The sequence below is a fragment of the Acinetobacter sp. SH20PTE14 genome (assembly GCF_021391555.1).
Lineage (GTDB): Bacteria > Pseudomonadota > Gammaproteobacteria > Pseudomonadales > Moraxellaceae > Acinetobacter > Acinetobacter amyesii.
In genome coordinates this window covers 833,205-850,439 of sequence record NZ_CP090067.1, presented here as the reverse complement: position 1 = coordinate 850,439, position 17,235 = coordinate 833,205, and the positions used below count along the sequence as shown (strand labels likewise).

The window sequence follows — 17,235 nt, the reverse complement described above, 5'->3', positions numbered from 1 at the left end:
TGGCTTCAATGTGAAAATTCACACGATACACATTGCTTACTGCCCCATCGCTTTAGCAAAGGAAAAATTTTGAACGCCTGGCTCGCACGACTGAAACAAGCAACCTATAACACGACCTTTATGTATAACTTGCGCATGGTCATTGCCTTCGCAGGAACAACCTTTGTCCCATATTTTTTAGATCAGCAATTAATGACCATTCCCCTCACCTTGGGTGTGGTTGCCGCAGGTCTAAGTGATATCGATGACCGCTTTTCAGTCCGCGTGCTCAATCAAATTTATACTTATATTGGGTTCTTTGTTACTGCGGTATCCATTTATCTGTTGTTCCCGCATCCGATTTTATTTGCATTGGGGCTGATTGTGTCTTGTATCGGTTGGATTCTTTTGGGTTCATTGGGTCGTCGCTATGCCACCATTTCTTATGGTTGTTTGGTGATCTCCGTGTATTCCATGCTAGGGGTCGAACTTTTTGAAAATTGGTATACACAAGCAGGTTTATTGGTCATCGGTGCGATGTGGTATGGATTGCTTTCAACTTTGAGCTTTCTGCTGTTTCCTGTGCGTCAAGTTCAGGACAAATTGGCACAAAGCTATTCGTCCCTAGGTGACTTCTTATTTGCAAAATCTAACTTGTTTGATGTCGATATGACACCAGAAAGTTATCAGCAAAGTTTGATCGAGCTATCGCTCGAAAATGGCAAATTAATTGGCATTTTCAACGATATGAAAACAGCCTTATTAACGCGTTTAAAAGGTGACCGTGGACAAAAAGATACGCGTCGTAGCCTGCAATATTATTTTGTCGCGCAAGACATTCATGAACGTGCCGATTCCGCGCATATTGATTATCAAAAATTGACCCGTATTTTTGAACATAGTGATATTTTATTTCGCTTTCAACGCGTGCTCTCGATTCAAGGAAAAGCCTGTAAAGATTTGAGTATCAGCATCTTACAGCGAAAACCCTATCATCATAATCAACGTTTTAAGCATGCATTCCATAATCTAAAACTGTCACTCGAAAAGCTGCGCGAAGAGCAAAAATACGATGAAGTTTGGATCAACTCTTTATTTGCTTTATACCAAAACCTAAAAGGCATCGATGCGCAATTACGTAATGTCGAAACCGAGCGTTATATTGACCGACAAGCCCTGATTGAAAATCGTTTAAAAGATGATGATTTAAAAGGTTGGGACGACATCGTCATTCGATTCAAACAACATTTGAGCCCTGAATCGGTGCTGTTCCGTCATGCTGTGCGTTTATCGACTGTCTTATTTATTGGTTATATTTTTGTCCAAGTGACCAATATCAGTTATGGCTATTGGATTTTATTGACTGCCCTGTTTGTCAGCCAGCCGAACTTTAACGCCACCAAGCGCCGCCTCTATTTACGTATCATTGGCACCTTGGTCGGAATTATTTTAGGTTATGCGATTTTATATTTTGTTCCTTCTGTCGAAGGTCAGTTACTGCTACTCATTTTAAGTGGCGTGCTGTTTTTTGAATTACGCAGTAAGCAATATGCACAAGCCACTGCATTTATTACCATTTTGGCGCTGATCAACTTTAACTTAGATGGCATGGGTTTTGCCGCAGCTATGCCGCGTATGATTGATACACTGATTGGTTGTGCCTTGGCATGGTTTGGTGTGAGTTTCATTTTCCCAGACTGGAAGTTCCGTCGCCTACCTCGGACCATCAGTCGCTCTATTCAAGCGCAGTGTGATTATTTAGCCGAAGTGGTTGAACAATACAAATCTGGTCGTAATAACGGGTTGAATTATCGTGTGGTCCGTCGTGCAGCCCATAATACCGATGCAGAAGTAGCTTCACTGATTTCCACCTTAGCTACCGAACCCGATACCGATCCGACTCAAAAAGCTTTAGCCTTTGAGTTTTTGTGCCTCAATCATACCTTTATTAGTTATATCGCAGCCTTGGGTGCGCATCGTGAAAAAATTCAAGATCAACAGGTCTTAACCTTATTGGATAAAGCCACAGATGACATTCAAGGTGCATTACTACGTGACGAAGTTCCAGACTTATCTGCGCAAAATATGTTGCACGAAATCCGTCAGCGTTTGTCACAAAACAGTGAGGAAGATCAAAAATCCTTGATTGTGCTACAACAGCTTTCGTTGATGTTTAACGTGTTGAACCAATTTAGCCAATTGAAACAAAATCTAAGTCATGAGCATGATCAGGCATCGACTGAACTGGCTTCACTATAATTTGGATGATTTTGGAACAATATACTCACTGAATTGGTATAAATAATGCTAAACTTTTTACAGTTTTAAATCTGTTACTTTCACTATGACCGCAAAAAATTTATACGCCTACACGCTAGAGCCAGTGGCTTATGAAATTTCTGAAGAAGAACAACGTTATGCTCAACTTGTTCTGTCTCGCAGTAACTTCAAAATTGGCAAAAAAGCATGGCTAATTATGGGTGCAATTCTTGCACTGGCACTCTTGGGCCTCATCTTTATTAAGAACTATTCAACAGTATTTTGCTGGGTAGCTATTGTCTGTGTCGTGATTTACTTCCTTGTGCGTAAATTCGGTATCGAATGGTATGCGAAACGCAAACTGAACGAAGTCCCTGTTCAAGAAATTAAAGGCATCCGTATGGGTGTTCAGCCGCATGGGATCTCTATGCAGCAACGTATGGGCGCAAACATGGGGACGATGACTGTCGGTTGGAAAGACATTCATGAATGGTATGACACTAAAGACTTCATCCTTTTAAACTTTAAAGTAAAGGGTCAAGACGGCGCATACATCTTGCCTAAACGTATGGATAGCAAGAAGTTTCCATTTTCGACTATTCGTAAACATTTAAATGAAACTGTAGGCCCTGCTAAACCAATTTAAGCCAAACAGACATTTATGTATAAAAAACCTCCGCTTTTTGGAGGTTTTTTTATGTGTTTAATTTTCGAATGATCATTGATAATTACAATAATGAGAATGAATATTACTTACTTTTTCCACATTCTCTACTACATCATCGTTTATAATTCGTCGCAATTCAGCAACCTTTTATCAATATTAAATCCATCATGTTTAAGAAAACCCTTTTCCAGATTCACTGGTTCTTGGGGATTAGTGCCGGCTTAATACTCTCGCTCATGGGGGTTACAGGTGCCATTTATTCCTATGAACAGCAAATACTTAAAGCAATCAATCAGGACAGTTATGTGGTTCAGGCTCAACAGCAGCCTAAACTAACCCCTGCTGAGCTTTATCAGCACTTTAGTCAGTCTGATCCTGACATGAAAATTAATAGCATCTCTATTGCCTCAGATGCTACCGCCTCAAGTACCGTGAATATTGTCAAAGAAGGTGCTCGTCGTGGCTATAACATGATGGTTAACCCCTATACAGCCGAAGTTTTACCTGAAATCAAAGGTCAAAAATTCTTCCAGTTTGTACAGCAGCTACACCGTAATTTAACTGTTGCCCCTGTTGGTAAACAAATTACCGGCGCATGTACACTGATGCTGATTTATTTTGTATTGAGTGGTTTATATCTGCGTTGGCCAAAGAGACATTCTGTAAAACAATGGCTTGCAGTTAAACCAAAGCTCAAAGGACGTAATTTCCTATGGGATTTACATGCAGTCGTCGGCACATGGGTGATTGTTTTTTATCTCATTTTGGCATGTACAGGTCTGTACTGGTCTTATGACTGGTGGCGTAATGGCATGTTTAAAGTCATGGGCGTTGAACGTCCACAGCCCCAGTTACAAGAACGTCCAAAACCGAATGGACAACCTGCTGAACAGGCGGGTGCAAAGCAAGGTGGTGAAAAACAAGCCACTGAGGCAGAACAAACTCATGGTGAACACCAAGCACGTTCTGAAAGAAACCCTGCAACGTCGAGTCCCTCTGAACACGGCGCTCAAGAAAATAAACATGGTGCTGAAGGTCGCGGAGAAAAACGTGGTCTAAAACCAGAACAAGTGAATATTGCCCTTACGCAAAGTTGGAATGGCTTTAATCAAAATATTGGTCGTGAATACTCAAGTGTTACTTTTAATATTCCGAAAAAAGCCAATGGTGAATTAGAAATTAACTTTGTGGATGCCGTCCCTCAACATGAACGTGCGCGCAACAAAGCGACTTATAACTACAAAACGGATGCTCTTACCGATATCGAGTTATACGAAGATAAAAAGCTAAATGAAAAAATCATGACCAGCATGTTGCCTGTACATCGCGGTAGTTTCTTCGGACCGATTTATCAGTTCTTTGTGGTTATTGCATCCCTCATGATGCCGCTGTTCTTTGTCACAGGATGGATGCTCTATCTCAAACGTCGTAAACAGAAAAAACTGACACAGCAAGCCCGTCAAAGCTTAGCACCAGTTACCATCGACCCAAACGCACAGCCTTGGTTAATTTGCTATGCATCACAAACAGGTCAGTCTGAACAATTGGCATGGCGTACAGCAACAAGCTTACAAGAGGCTCGTCAGCCTGTCACAGTGAAAGCTGTTCAGCAACTTTCAGCAGATGACTTAACGCAAGCCGCTCAGGTTTTATTTGTTGCAAGTACCTATGGCACTGGGGAAGCGCCTGATCTCGCTTCAAGCTTTGAACGTAAACTGATGACACAAAGCCTCGATTTGAGTCATGTTCAGTTTGCCGTTTTAGCTTTAGGCTCTGAAGAATATCCTGATACTTTCTGTAGCTTTGGTCATGCGATTCATCGTTGGATGCAGAGTAATGCTGCGAAGCCCCTGTTTAACACGATTGAAGTCAATAATGGCGATACCCAAGCCATTCAAGCATGGAATAGCGCTTTAGCCAAAGCGACTAAACTTGAACTTCAGCACATGCAAATTGAAAAAACTTTTGATGCATGGACATTGACCAAACGTGATTTACTCAACCCGAACAGTTTAGGTGCACCTGCATTTAATATTGAGTTAAAACCGCAACATGAAGCCAACTGGCAAGCGGGTGATATTGCAGAGATTCAGCCGGGTAATAGTGCTGAACGTATTGCAAACTTCATGCAAAAGTACCAGATTCAAAGTCAGCAAGTGGTTGATTCTACCCAGCAACGCATTGAAGATGCATTATGGGATCGTAACCTAAATACGGATGTCGAACCATTTGCCAACCTTGATCACTTGCTCGAACAGCTTCCACCGCTTCCAACTCGTGAATACTCGATTGCCAGTATTCCAAGTCAGCAAGTATTACGCTTAGTGGTGCGTCAGCAATCCAATGCAGAGGGTGAACTTGGCTTAGGCTCAGGGTGGTTAACACAACATGCTGCGATCAATAGCACACTACAACTGCGTATTCGTACCAATGAATCATTCCATCTGATTGCAGATAATCGTCCTGTGATTTGTATTGGTAACGGTACAGGTATTGCTGGTTTACTCAGCCTGTTACATACACGAGTTCGTCAAGACTATACGCAAAACTGGCTGATTTTTGGTGAGCGCCAACGCGCACATGATTTCTTTTATCAAGACGTCATTGAAGCATGGCAAAACACCGGTTTAGTTCAACGCATAGACCTCACCTTCTCTCGTGATCAAACGGAGAAACGCTATGTGCATCATGAGCTACGTGACCATGCGACCTTATTAAAATCATGGGTAGAACAAGGTGCCGTGATCTACGTTTGCGGTAGTATCAACGGTATGGCAACGGACGTTGACCACGCATTGATTGATATTCTAGGTGAAGATGTCGTGGCTGAACTGCGTCAAGCTGGACGTTACCGCCGTGATGTTTACTAATAAGATGTTTACTAATCAATAGCCCCAACTCAAAACCAGACCTCGTGTCTGGTTTTTTTCACGCTATACTTAGGCCAAATACGGATACTGCTTTAATTTTTTGAATGAAAAGAATACTACTGCTTTGTGTAAGCTTGCTGCTCTGCGTAGATGCCATTTGGTTACTTACATTAGATAAAATTCATTTAGGCATTCTTTTACCCTTAGTCATTGGGTGTATTTTTATTTTATCCGGACTATTTTCAACCCAAATCCACAATATTTTAGATCAATACCCTAAACTCAAAAGGCTCTGGCGTGCTACATGGTGGTTGTTTTGGCTTTGGCTATTGAGCCTTTTACTGTTTTTTGCGTATTTACACTTCAATAGCCAGCAATCCAAGCCATTTACTTCCGTCCAAGCCATCATCGTTTTGGGTAGTGGTATTGAAAATGGTCAACCCTCTCCGACCTTAAAGGCGCGTCTCGATGCCGCAGCACCGTATGCCTTGCAACAACCCAATACTATTATGATCATGACGGGTGGTTTAGGCTTTAATGAAAAAATGACCGAATCCTCTGTCATGAAGCGCTATTTACTTCAACACTATGACATTTCAGCGGCACGTCTATATGAAGAAAGCAAAAGTACCAGTACAGAGCTCAACCTGATCAACAGTAAAATGATTTTAAAACAACATCAAATTTCGCTTGATGCACCCATTGCGATTGCCAGTAGTGACTTTCACCTTCCACGTGCAAAAGCAATTGCACGAAAGTTAGGCTATACACAGGTGTATACCATTGCAGCGCCTACACCGCTGTACATCCGCTACAACTCTTGGCTACGAGAATATTTTGCCTTTTTGAGCGGTTTTGTACTTAACGAATATTAAAAAAAGCCCTTGTTTGATCAGTAAACAAGGGCTTTTTTATGCTGTGAATAAACAATTAATTTAAACGAATGTTACGTGGCAAAGGAATTTTAAGGTTTTCAAAAATTTCTGGGCGCTGTTGATAGACTTGATATAAATAATTTTTAATATCTAATAGCATCTTTTCAGGCGCAACCAAAATATTTTGCCCTTCTGGGGTTAAATCTAAAGATACCGTAGTGCTCTCGCTGCGTAAAAACGGAATGACTTTTTCGATAAAGTCTTTTAATGAAATTTCCTGAATTTCATAATTGGACCAATTGTCTTTAATTAATAAACGTGCCAAACCACGATTTTGCCAAATGGCGAAGGAACGCTGACCTGTAGGTGTCGCACAAAGTGCCCAACCATCTTGATATAACGCAATCACGCCACCTTGAGCGACCATATTTTCAATAAATTGTTTATAGGTTTCTTGAGGATTGTAATTTGTAGTTTGAGTTTTAGACGCTGCCTTGCGCTGATATGGATTTCTCATAGATCACATACAATATTAAAATTATTATAGAGCGGATTCTATGTAAATCAGAAAATTTAGGCAAGCTTTTGGATAAAGAAGTTTCTATAGAAGAATATGGTGGGCGCTGACGGGATCGAACCGCCGACATTCTGCTTGTAAGGCAGACGCTCTACCAACTGAGCTAAGCGCCCTGAGCGAAGAGTAACAAAGCGAAGCCTTGTTTGAGCCCAAGAGAAAAATCAAAGATTTTTCTAAAGGCATTCTCTTGAACAGAGATTTTTAAGATAAATGGCGCAGCGGACGGGACTCGAACCCGCGACCCCCGGCGTGACAGGCCGGTATTCTAACCAACTGAACTACCGCTGCATCACGTAGTTTCTTTCGAAACACAACCTATATCTTAAAAGATATGGTGGGCGCTGACGGGATCGAACCGCCGACATTCTGCTTGTAAGGCAGACGCTCTACCAACTGAGCTAAGCGCCCTTAAAGGGTACAACAATTATATTCTTTGAAATGGCGCAGCGGACGGGACTCGAACCCGCGACCCCCGGCGTGACAGGCCGGTATTCTAACCAACTGAACTACCGCTGCATCGCAAAAAATATGGTGGGCGCTGACGGGATCGAACCGCCGACATTCTGCTTGTAAGGCAGACGCTCTACCAACTGAGCTAAGCGCCCTCAAAAGGTCTATCATGTAAATGGCGCAGCGGACGGGACTCGAACCCGCGACCCCCGGCGTGACAGGCCGGTATTCTAACCAACTGAACTACCGCTGCACTTACACAATGTCGCTATTGTGGTTCAAACGAATTAAGATTTAAAGTGGCGCAGCGGACGGGACTCGAACCCGCGACCCCCGGCGTGACAGGCCGGTATTCTAACCAACTGAACTACCGCTGCACTCTAAATATCTTAACACTGAAAAGGTTTGGTGGGCGCTGACGGGATCGAACCGCCGACATTCTGCTTGTAAGGCAGACGCTCTACCAACTGAGCTAAGCGCCCTTTTCAAAACATGTTCATCGTTTGATGAGGTGCATTATAGAGAATCCTCACGGTCTGTCAAACGCTTTTCTAACTCTTTTCCACTTTTTCTGTTTGAGTGATTAAAAAATAAGTTATATTGCGGAAAAATCAGTATTTTTGAACATTTTTTAGCTATAAACCTGTAAATTTATTACTAAAAATATGACTTATATTCTGCATCATTCACATAAAAAACAGTTTTTCGCGTGGACTCATAACTAATCATTCAGCGAACCGACGATTAATTCATCACATACACTACATTCTAAAACACCACAGTGTACAAAATACATTCAAACACGATTTTCTGTTAGTTTGCGTGTATTACTTTTGACAAAAAACGCCTTTCAAACTCACTTTAATTCTTCAAACCATGGTTTGATGTCATGAACTTCGGCTTTCATGGCTTGTGCTTTTAACGACGTGTTCAATGTTCAGTGATGTAAACCAGCGCATTTAATGGAATCAATTGATAAAGTTCTACAACATCGCTGTTTCGCATGCGAATACAACCATGTGACATCGGTATACCCATAGGCTCGCGATCTGGTGTGCCATGAATATAAATATAACGTTGATAAGTATCACAGCCCTCACCTGCATTAAAGCCGGGTTCTAAACCACTGAGCCATAATATTCGAGATAAAATCCAATCCCGATCAGGGTGTGATGCAGCAAGTTGCTCGTCGTAAACCTCTCCGGTCCACTGACGTGCTTTAAAAACTGCATTTTGAGGTTGTTGTCCACCAAACTTTTCAGCCACTTGATGCCAACCTCGTGGGGTCTTACCACTATTTTCCTGTTCACCAATGCCATTTTTACCCGATGAAATGGGGTAAAACTTATTTAGCTTCGGCAAAGTTAAAGTTTGATCTTTCAAGTTAATCAGGATATCTGCTTGATCTTGGGTATATTTAGACATGCTTTTGCTCTTTCTGCTTATCTTTATCTTGTGGTTGTGTCTGCGGCGATGTTTCAATAGTTCTAATCTTATTTGGCTCTGGTCGTGTCCATAACCAAATGCCAACAATCAACATGGTTAAGTCAGTGAAAATCTTGACGGCAATCGGTGCTGATGTAAAAAGCATAATCAGACCACTCACAAACATCATGATCGATGCAAACCATTTTGCTTTGCGTGGGACTGTGCCATTTTCGCGCCAAGCGCGTAAGGTTGGCCCATATTTAGGATGATTCAATAACCACGCATCCATTTGAGGCCAGCCTTTTGAAGCTGCCCATGCCGCTAATATTAAGAAGACTGTCGTGGGCATTCCCGGCAATAAAGCCCCTATAAAGCCTAAAATGACAAAGACAACCACTAAGCTTCGCCAAAACAACGTCTTCATACCGCTACCCTGAACTTTCAATTCAGGTAGTATAAGATGTTTTTAACAATTATCCGTTGTTATTCTGCATTATTCGAAAGGTTTCAATATGGCTGTAGCCCCGACAACGTCGTCTTATTTTGAGCCATGGTTGCAATTTAAACAGCCCTTAGTTCGCCAATTGGCTTTCTGTATTGCTAGCCCAAATATTCTGCAGCAAATTCCCAATGAACTCGAAATCCGCTATCCCTTTCATTTTCATCCAAACGAGCTTTGGCATAAATATTTTGAAGCCTACCTTCCCCGTTTAAAACAACTCGAACAACACCCAAGTGAATTAGTAGAATTTTTACAAAAATTAAAAAGTACTCGCCTTGGTTTACGTTTCGAAATGTTTATGTGGTTTTGGCTTCTCGATCACCCATACCATCCCTACCAGTTACTCGGACATAGCATTCAAAAAATTGATGGCCCTCGTACAGTAGGTGAACTCGACTTTGTTTTAAAAAATACTGAAAGTGGTGAAGTTGAACATTGGGAAGTGGCTTTAAAATACTATCTAGCAGAGCGCGATTTTCAATTACCCTATTGGTATGGCTTAAATCGTAGTGATACTTTGGCTCGAAAGCTTAATCATTTTACCCAAAAACAATTCCAATTTGATGAAGCACTTGGGCAGCAGATTCAACAACGCTATTGCGTTTTAAAGGGTCAATTATATTTACCTATTCAGAGTACCAACACATTGCCAAACTGGGTCAATCCTGCGCGTAGAATAGGTCAATGGGGACATGTCATTCCATCTACGAGTCAAGGCTATTATCGCCTACAACGACATGAATGGATCTGCGTGCAGCAGCAACCGACGAGTGCAACCGCACATTGGTGGACAGATGGTTTATATAAAAAAGACAGTGATGAAAGCTATTATATGTATAGACAGCCACGCTTGGTTTTGCCGCAAACAATTTAAGACTCAATGCACCATTTAGTAGAAATTTACATTTATTTACTCAACCACCGTAAAAACCACCTACTGTTTGATACGGCTATTTTTTAATCTAAATCTCACAACAGAATAATTTAGTCTTCTAAAAATTATTCTTTCATAATGGAGATTACATTCAATGAAAAAAATTTTAGCTGCATCACTTATGGTTGCTTTCGTACTGACAGGTTGTAATACAGTAAAAGGTGTTGGTAAAGACGTATCTAAAGCTGGAGATGCTGTAACCAATACTGCTGAGAAAACTTCGGAAGAAATTCGCCGCAATTAATTTCTTTCCCAAGAATTTATAAAAGAGCCCTATTTTTTAAATAGGGTTTTTTCACGTCTAAATTTCCCTTCGCTTGTCGATTCGCCTATTATATTGCGACATTTTTGACTTCTGTATTTAGCATGACCTCAACAGCAACTCTTGATCTCAGCCTAGAATTACTGCGCCAACCTTCGGTAACACCGATTGACCATACCTGCCAAAATATTATGGCAGATCGTTTAGCCAAGATTGGCTTTAACATTGAAAATATGCGTTTTGATGATGTAGATAATCTTTGGGCACGTAAAGGGACTGAAGCACCAGTATTTTGCTTTGCAGGTCATACTGATGTAGTACCTACGGGTAACTTGGATGCATGGGGTTCTGACCCATTTATTCCTGAAATTCGCGACGGTAAACTGTATGGTCGTGGCAGCGCAGATATGAAAACAGCGTTGGCAGCTATGGTTGTCGCTTCAGAACGTTTTGTTGCAAAGCATCCAAATCATAAAGGCTCTATTGCATTTCTTATTACCTCTGACGAAGAAGGTCCTTCGATCAACGGGACAGTTAAAGTTGTTGAAACTTTAGAAGCGCGTAATGAAAAAATGACGTGGTGTTTGGTGGGCGAGCCATCTAGCACCAACACACTCGGCGATATTGTTAAAAATGGTCGTCGTGGTTCGCTAAATGCCAATTTAACGGTTAAAGGTAAACAAGGGCATGTTGCTTACCCACATTTAGCAATAAACCCAATCCATACTGCGTCAAAAGCACTGGCCGAGCTTTGCGATACCGTGTGGGACAATGGCAACGAATACTTCCCTGCAACGTCGTTCCAAATTTCCAATATCAATGCCGGTACAGGTGCAACCAACGTTGTTCCGGGCACGATGAATCTACTGTTTAACTTCCGTTATTCAACAGAAGTAACGGCAGATGAACTCAAAGCACGTACCTTGGAAATTCTAGATCGTCATGGCGTTGAATATGACATCACATGGACGTTATCTGGTTTGCCATTCCTAACCCCTGTAGGTGAGTTAGTGAATGCCGCACGTGATGCCATTCGAGAAGTTACTGGGACTGAAACTGAACTTTCGACCAGTGGTGGTACTTCTGATGGTCGATTCATTGCGCCTACAGGTGCGCAGGTGCTTGAACTGGGTGTTTTAAATGCCACGATTCACCAAATCAATGAACATGTCAATGTGGAAGAATTGGAACCACTTTCTGAAATTTACGAAAAGATTTTAGAAAACCTGTTGGCTTAAATATTCCCTGCATAGTCAAAAAAAAGGAACTCCATTGAGTTCCTTTTTTTATATCGCGTTTTGCAAATATTAAGCCGCTTGAAGCCCAATACTGTTTTGAATATTAGCTAAATTTGGAATATGAAATACCTGATCGGCCATGCGTACATATTGGAAAATATTGGCGTCTTTCACAGCTTTTTCTTCATCAACCACTTCAGAAATACGCAGACGAATGGTTTTCGGCATTTCATTACACATCAGTGCAAAACGCTTTCCAACATCATCGCCTTCAATCACCAAAGCCACGCCCTGATTTTTTGCAGGATCATTGACCGAGAAAACAGGCAATTTCAATTCATGCCATTCAACAAAAGGAACCTTGGTTGCACTATCGAGCGCTGAAAGCACAATATTTTGTGGCAACAACATTGGCTCTTTACCATGACAATCAATGATATACGCATCGATAAAACCGGTAGAAACCGTAATGAGATGTTGCAGTTCCTGTTGATCAATTTTATCGCTGACAATCTGAGAAACAGTATTTTGGCTCATAGATTACCCCTGCTTTTCTGCAATTAACGCTTCAATATTGGCAAGCAATTCAGCTTCTTGGAATGGTTTACCCATATAGTGAGTCACACCTAAGCTAAATGCACGCTCACGATGTTTTTCACCTGTACGCGATGTAATCATAATGATTGGCAAGTCACGGTGAATGTCGTGGTGACGGACTAAGTTAGTCACTTCGAAACCATCCATACGTGGCATTTCAATATCGAGTAGCATCAAGTCTGGACGGACATTTTCAAGCTGCTCAATTGCATCCACACCATCTTTCGCTGTCACAATGTCATAACCTTGACGTTCAAGTAAGCGTGAAGTCACTTTACGTACAGTTACCGAGTCATCGACAATCATCACTAAACGACGCGCATTGGCTTGACGGCCCAAATCACGCTGTTCAGCTGAATGTTTAACACGCTGCGTAGTTTGAATTTGACGTGCAATATTTTGCCCATCCAAAATCAAACATACATGACCATCACCTAGAATCGTGGCACCTGCAATCGCGGCCACACTGGTAAATTGTTGACCAATTGGTTTCACCACGATTTGAGAACGTGAACCCACCAACTGATCGACCAATAAAGCAATGGTTTGACCACTGTTGCCTTTTATTAGCAATACAGGCAATGAATGGCCGACATTATTTAAACGTGGAATTGGCTGATTACCCACAAACTCTGATAAATACCGTAGTTTGTAATTGGTGTTGTCAATTTTAAACACGTCATCCTTACTATTGAAGTAAGTTTCGAGTGCCGTAGGTGCAATACGGACAATACGTTCAATTTGCGCTAATGAAATCGCATATTGCTGATCGCCCGCTTTCACCATCAAGGCATCGCTGACCGCTACTGTGGTTGGTACACGAATGGTAAAGGTCGTCCCTTTACCTAACTCAGACTCAACGGAAACATGACCACCCAAGGCTTTAATTTCACTTTGCACCACATCCAGACCAACACCACGACCCGAAATTTGCGTTACCGATTGTGCCGTTGAGAAACCTGGATGGAAGATCAATTGCAAGATTTCTTGTTTATCGAGGAACTGATCCGCTTTGATTAAACCAAGTTTTAAGGCTTTGTCTTTAATTTTGGTTTCATCAATCCCTTTACCATCATCACTGAAAGACACCAGTACATCAGTCCCCTGACGACTAATGTTCAAGACGATGCTACCCATTTCTGGCTTTTTCAAAGCCAAACGGTCAGCAGTATCTTCTAAACCATGGTCGACCGCATTACGCAGCATATGTTCAAATGGTGTCACCAAACGCTCTAAGATCGTACGGTCCAATTCACCTTCTGTATTTTGAACAATCAATTCTGCAGGACGGTTCAAGGTCGAAGAAGTTTGACGCACAATACGTTGTAAACGTGGTAACAAACGATCAAATGGCACCAAACGGGTACGCATCAGACTTTCTTGAATTTCTGACTGAATACGTGATTGTTGTAATAACAAACCTTCTGCATCACGGATTTTTTCTGCCAAAGTACTCTTGAAGTCAACCAAATCCGACGCAGATTCGGCTAGAGATTTTGACAATTGGTTAATCGATGAATATTGGTCCATCTCCAATGGGTCGAAATCCGCATAGCGTGAATTTTCAGAACCATGTTTGGCAATAATTTGTGACTCAAGCTCACCATCCATTCGACGTAACTGGTCAGCAAGTCGCTTAATTGCTAACTCCATTTCATTCAAGGTATTGCCTAGCTGACCTAAGTCCATCTCAATACGTGAACGGTTAATCGAGTTTTCGCCTGATAAGTCAATCATCTTCTCGACGAGATCAGCCGAGATACGAATCATCTCATTGCTGTTATCAGAAGAATTGGCTTCAGACCATTCACCCAACATAGATGGCGGTTCAACACCATCACCTTGAATAAATTCAAAGCCTTTGCTAACAATACCTTGTTCTAATTCTGCAACACGGTTTGGTAATTGAACCGTAACATCCACATACTGAATGGATTCTAGGCTCAATTTGATGCTATCAAAATTACTATAGTCGTGGTTGAAGATCGCTTCTTTTAACCATGCCAACGTCGTTTTGAGTAAGCCGTCATATGCATTTGAGTTGAAATGATGAACCGCGAAATGCTCAAACGTCGTCTCAAGTTGATACGCAATTGCGGCAACAGGTTCATTTTCAACCATACGCGCACCACCCTTAATACTGTGGGCAGCACGTTGTAATTGAAGCAATACGTTACGGTCACTACGTTGTTCAGTCCATTGATTTAATAATTGAACGGCTTGTTCAAGAATTTCCTCAGACTCTTCAAGGAAGGTTTCTTCCATGACAGAACGTAGATCGTCATCTGGATGCTCAACATGTTCAGCAACCGCATGTTCAAGATGTTCAACAGCAGACTCAGTGTGAGCAGTCGTTTGAGCTTCAACCACTGCTTCTGCAGTGTCTTCAGCAACATCCATCGGCTCTGACACCGATACATCTGGTTCTACTGCTGTTTGTTCAGTTTCAGCAGAAATAGGGGCCGAAGCCAATGCAACAGCTTCTGAACGCTCTCCTGCCACAATTGACTGAATATTCTTGAGAATATCGATCACATTATTCGCTGGGTAGTCGATCCCTTGGTCACGAATGGTTTGAATACGATCTGAAATATCATCCTGCACTAAACGAATAATTTGAATTAACGCAGGCGTAATCGAAATTTGCTGACGAATAATGCGCTCATAAATCGACTCTAATTCATGCGAAATTAAACCCACATGAGACGCGGCAATCATATTTGCACCACCTTTTAGGGTATGCAAATAGCGCATTAAATTATTCAAAGCTGAAGTATTGGTCTGATCACGTGTCCAAGTACTGAGGTCTTGGTCAATCCCCACCAATAATTCTTCTGCCTCTTCAATAAAGATCCCTAAAAGATCTTCATCAAAGTCATTATTCGCATCAGCCGCTTGCATCTGTTGATGATCAAGTTGAATACGCTGACTTAATTGTGCAAAGTCTACTGCTGTTGTATTTGCAACAGCGGCTTTATCTTCTACTGTGGCAACAGGTTCAGCAACTACATGAGCTTCTGGTGTAGTCGTCGCTGCAACTGCTTCAATGTCTTGTTGAACAAATGCAGTCAGCTCATTTAAGAAACGCTGAACCTCTTCACTTAACACTACACGCTGACCCGCAGCTAAAGTGTCAAATAAGTGAATGAACTCTTGATGTGCTTGCGCAAATAACTCATAGCCATAATCAGCATGGAGCAATTCAGGCTTTTCAACTAAAGACTGATACGCTGCACGCAGTTGAGTTGTGAAATCATGAATACCAACAGACGCACGATTATCCGTATGTTTAATCAACTCTAAAGCTTGCTGACTAAGCTGTTGAATATAGTCTGGGAATTCAGCAAGTGCACGTTTATCAAACTCAAATTCAGCATCTAATAACTGATCAATATTTAATTCGATTAGTTTAGAAACCAAACCTTGCGGATTATCCTCAGGCGCCAATTGATCTTGGCTAGCAAAACCATAATCATCCCAAGCAGCTTTGAAGGTTTCATAAATAGATGCAAGATTTGCCTTATCCCCTGAACGCAGAACGTGTAAATAATCACGAACAAATTCAGCATATTGAATCAATAACGCAGTTTCTTTCGAGCTCGATACGATTTCGTCTTGTAATAAGGTTTTGAATAAGTTTTCAACTTTTGAACTGGCTTCAAAAATCTCTTCGATTTGCGCCATTGACGAACTACCACGTAAGGTGTGTAGCGCGCGAATCAAGCCATTATAGTCTTGTGATTTACTGTCATCTGATTGGAGGAACTGATCAATCGTTTGTAGATGTTCTTCAGCTTCTTCAATAAAAATGCTCACTGTCTCTTCGACCAGTGATGCATCTGCATCCACTTGTTCAGGAGCAGGTTCTGATTCAACAACCGCATCAATCGTGTTTTCAAGCACTTCTACAGGTGCTGTAGCTTCAACATCAGTCAGTTCTAAACCAGTGACACCATCTTCAGATTTTAATTGATCTGCCAGTTTTAATAATTCTTCGAGTGCAGGCTCAAGGCTAATATTTTGTTGTAATTGTTGCCCCATTAAAACCAATGGACGTAAGTCAACATCCAATTCGGCAACATTTTTAAACCGTGGATAGAGCTTATATTGATAAACATTTAAAACTGTTTGTGCAAACTTTTGAACGGTGGGCGTTAACTGTACTGAACCCGCAATGACACGGTTCAGCGTATCTTCAACTGCCCATGCAGTTTCACCCGCCGATTTTGCCCCGACCATACGACCTGAACCTTTCAGGGTATGGAAATGACGACGAATCGTCGTTAAAGTGTCTTTATCTTGTGGATTTTCCAACCAAGTTGTAAATAAACCCGCCAGCTCTTCAAAGATTTCTTCTATTTCTTCAACAAAAATCTCTAAAATTTCTGCATCTTGATCAAGATAACTATCTTCAGGAAGCGTAGTTGTTTCAACTAAATTTTTTAATATTTCTTTCATAGCTAAGGCTTCTTATGTTTTGCCACCAAGAAGGTTGCTCAAACTTAATTGTAACCATCACCTAAGACTTAACTGTGACGTTAAGTTCACCTTATCGATGTGTTATCTGTAATCGGTGCAGTACCCTAGCCGCAGCTAA

Annotated in this window: 12 protein-coding genes and 8 tRNA genes; 7 read left to right on the top strand and 13 right to left on the bottom strand. The window is 41.5% G+C overall.

From position 1 onward, the window contains the following. Positions 1-69 precede the first annotated feature (69 nt). The 4 genes from yccS (at position 70) to LXF01_RS04155 (ending at position 6,650) form a co-directional block, all read left to right on the top strand. The gene (gene yccS, locus LXF01_RS04170; protein ID WP_233945052.1) at positions 70-2,238 is read left to right on the top strand and encodes a YccS family putative transporter; all 2,169 of its coding nucleotides are present in this window, start codon (positions 70-72) and stop codon (positions 2,236-2,238) included. Positions 2,239-2,323: 85 nt separating this feature from the next. Beyond that, positions 2,324-2,884, top strand: a complete 561-nt coding sequence (locus LXF01_RS04165) for a YcxB family protein (RefSeq protein ID WP_180004995.1) — start codon at positions 2,324-2,326, stop codon at positions 2,882-2,884. A 188-nt stretch (positions 2,885-3,072) separates the two neighbouring features. Further along, positions 3,073-5,775 (top strand): PepSY domain-containing protein, encoded by a 2,703-nt coding sequence (locus tag LXF01_RS04160; RefSeq protein WP_233945051.1) that lies wholly within the window; start codon positions 3,073-3,075, stop codon positions 5,773-5,775. A 104-nt stretch (positions 5,776-5,879) separates the two neighbouring features. Beyond that, positions 5,880-6,650 carry a YdcF family protein gene (locus LXF01_RS04155; RefSeq protein WP_233945050.1) on the top strand — a complete coding sequence of 257 codons (771 nt, stop codon included), beginning with the start codon at positions 5,880-5,882 and terminating at the stop codon, positions 6,648-6,650. A 55-nt stretch (positions 6,651-6,705) separates the two neighbouring features. On the opposite strand, the gene LXF01_RS04150 is transcribed toward LXF01_RS04155, so the two are convergent. From LXF01_RS04150 to LXF01_RS04100, 11 genes are all read right to left on the bottom strand, one after another. Next, complete coding sequence (locus LXF01_RS04150) at positions 6,706-7,167, bottom strand: DUF2750 domain-containing protein (RefSeq protein ID WP_180023173.1); 462 nt, start codon at positions 7,165-7,167, stop codon at positions 6,706-6,708. Between the two features lie 97 nt (positions 7,168-7,264). Continuing rightward, positions 7,265-7,340: transfer RNA gene (locus LXF01_RS04145), tRNA-Val, on the bottom strand. A gap of 98 nt (positions 7,341-7,438) precedes the next feature. Beyond that, positions 7,439-7,515: transfer RNA gene (locus LXF01_RS04140), tRNA-Asp, on the bottom strand. 44 nt (positions 7,516-7,559) lie between these two features. Continuing rightward, a tRNA-Val gene (locus LXF01_RS04135) sits at positions 7,560-7,635 on the bottom strand. Positions 7,636-7,666: 31 nt separating this feature from the next. After that, a tRNA-Asp gene (locus tag LXF01_RS04130) sits at positions 7,667-7,743 on the bottom strand. 13 nt (positions 7,744-7,756) lie between these two features. Next, positions 7,757-7,832, bottom strand: a tRNA-Val gene (locus tag LXF01_RS04125). Between the two features lie 21 nt (positions 7,833-7,853). After that, positions 7,854-7,930 (bottom strand) — tRNA-Asp (locus LXF01_RS04120). Between the two features lie 47 nt (positions 7,931-7,977). Further along, positions 7,978-8,054, bottom strand: a tRNA-Asp gene (locus LXF01_RS04115). 29 nt (positions 8,055-8,083) lie between these two features. Beyond that, positions 8,084-8,159: transfer RNA gene (locus LXF01_RS04110), tRNA-Val, on the bottom strand. Between the two features lie 448 nt (positions 8,160-8,607). Beyond that, positions 8,608-9,102: a cell wall-recycling L,D-carboxypeptidase ElsL gene (gene elsL / locus LXF01_RS04105; RefSeq protein WP_180101807.1), complete on the bottom strand. Its 495-nt coding sequence runs from the start codon at positions 9,100-9,102 to the stop codon at positions 8,608-8,610. Beyond that, positions 9,095-9,529: a YbaN family protein gene (locus tag LXF01_RS04100; protein ID WP_233945049.1), complete on the bottom strand. Its 435-nt coding sequence runs from the start codon at positions 9,527-9,529 to the stop codon at positions 9,095-9,097. Before LXF01_RS04100 ends, elsL begins: the two co-directional genes overlap by 8 nt. A gap of 88 nt (positions 9,530-9,617) precedes the next feature. Here LXF01_RS04100 and LXF01_RS04095 point away from each other — a divergent pair, with 88 nt between their 5' ends. The 3 genes from LXF01_RS04095 (at position 9,618) to dapE (ending at position 12,041) form a co-directional block, all read left to right on the top strand. Then, positions 9,618-10,481: a DUF1853 family protein gene (locus LXF01_RS04095; RefSeq protein WP_233945048.1), complete on the top strand. Its 864-nt coding sequence runs from the start codon at positions 9,618-9,620 to the stop codon at positions 10,479-10,481. Between the two features lie 154 nt (positions 10,482-10,635). Continuing rightward, positions 10,636-10,785: an entericidin A/B family lipoprotein gene (locus LXF01_RS04090; RefSeq protein ID WP_078191053.1), complete on the top strand. Its 150-nt coding sequence runs from the start codon at positions 10,636-10,638 to the stop codon at positions 10,783-10,785. Between the two features lie 122 nt (positions 10,786-10,907). Continuing rightward, positions 10,908-12,041 (top strand): succinyl-diaminopimelate desuccinylase, encoded by a 1,134-nt coding sequence (dapE, locus tag LXF01_RS04085; protein ID WP_233945047.1) that lies wholly within the window; start codon positions 10,908-10,910, stop codon positions 12,039-12,041. Between the two features lie 69 nt (positions 12,042-12,110). Here dapE and LXF01_RS04080 read toward each other — a convergent pair whose 3' ends face one another. Together LXF01_RS04080 and LXF01_RS04075 are read right to left on the bottom strand one after the other, a co-directional pair. Next, complete coding sequence (locus LXF01_RS04080) at positions 12,111-12,578, bottom strand: hypothetical protein (RefSeq protein ID WP_233945046.1); 468 nt, start codon at positions 12,576-12,578, stop codon at positions 12,111-12,113. A 3-nt stretch (positions 12,579-12,581) separates the two neighbouring features. Further along, a complete protein-coding gene (locus tag LXF01_RS04075) occupies positions 12,582-17,096 on the bottom strand; it encodes an Hpt domain-containing protein (protein ID WP_233945045.1) in 4,515 nt (1,504 codons plus the stop codon). Positions 17,097-17,235 lie beyond the last annotated feature (139 nt).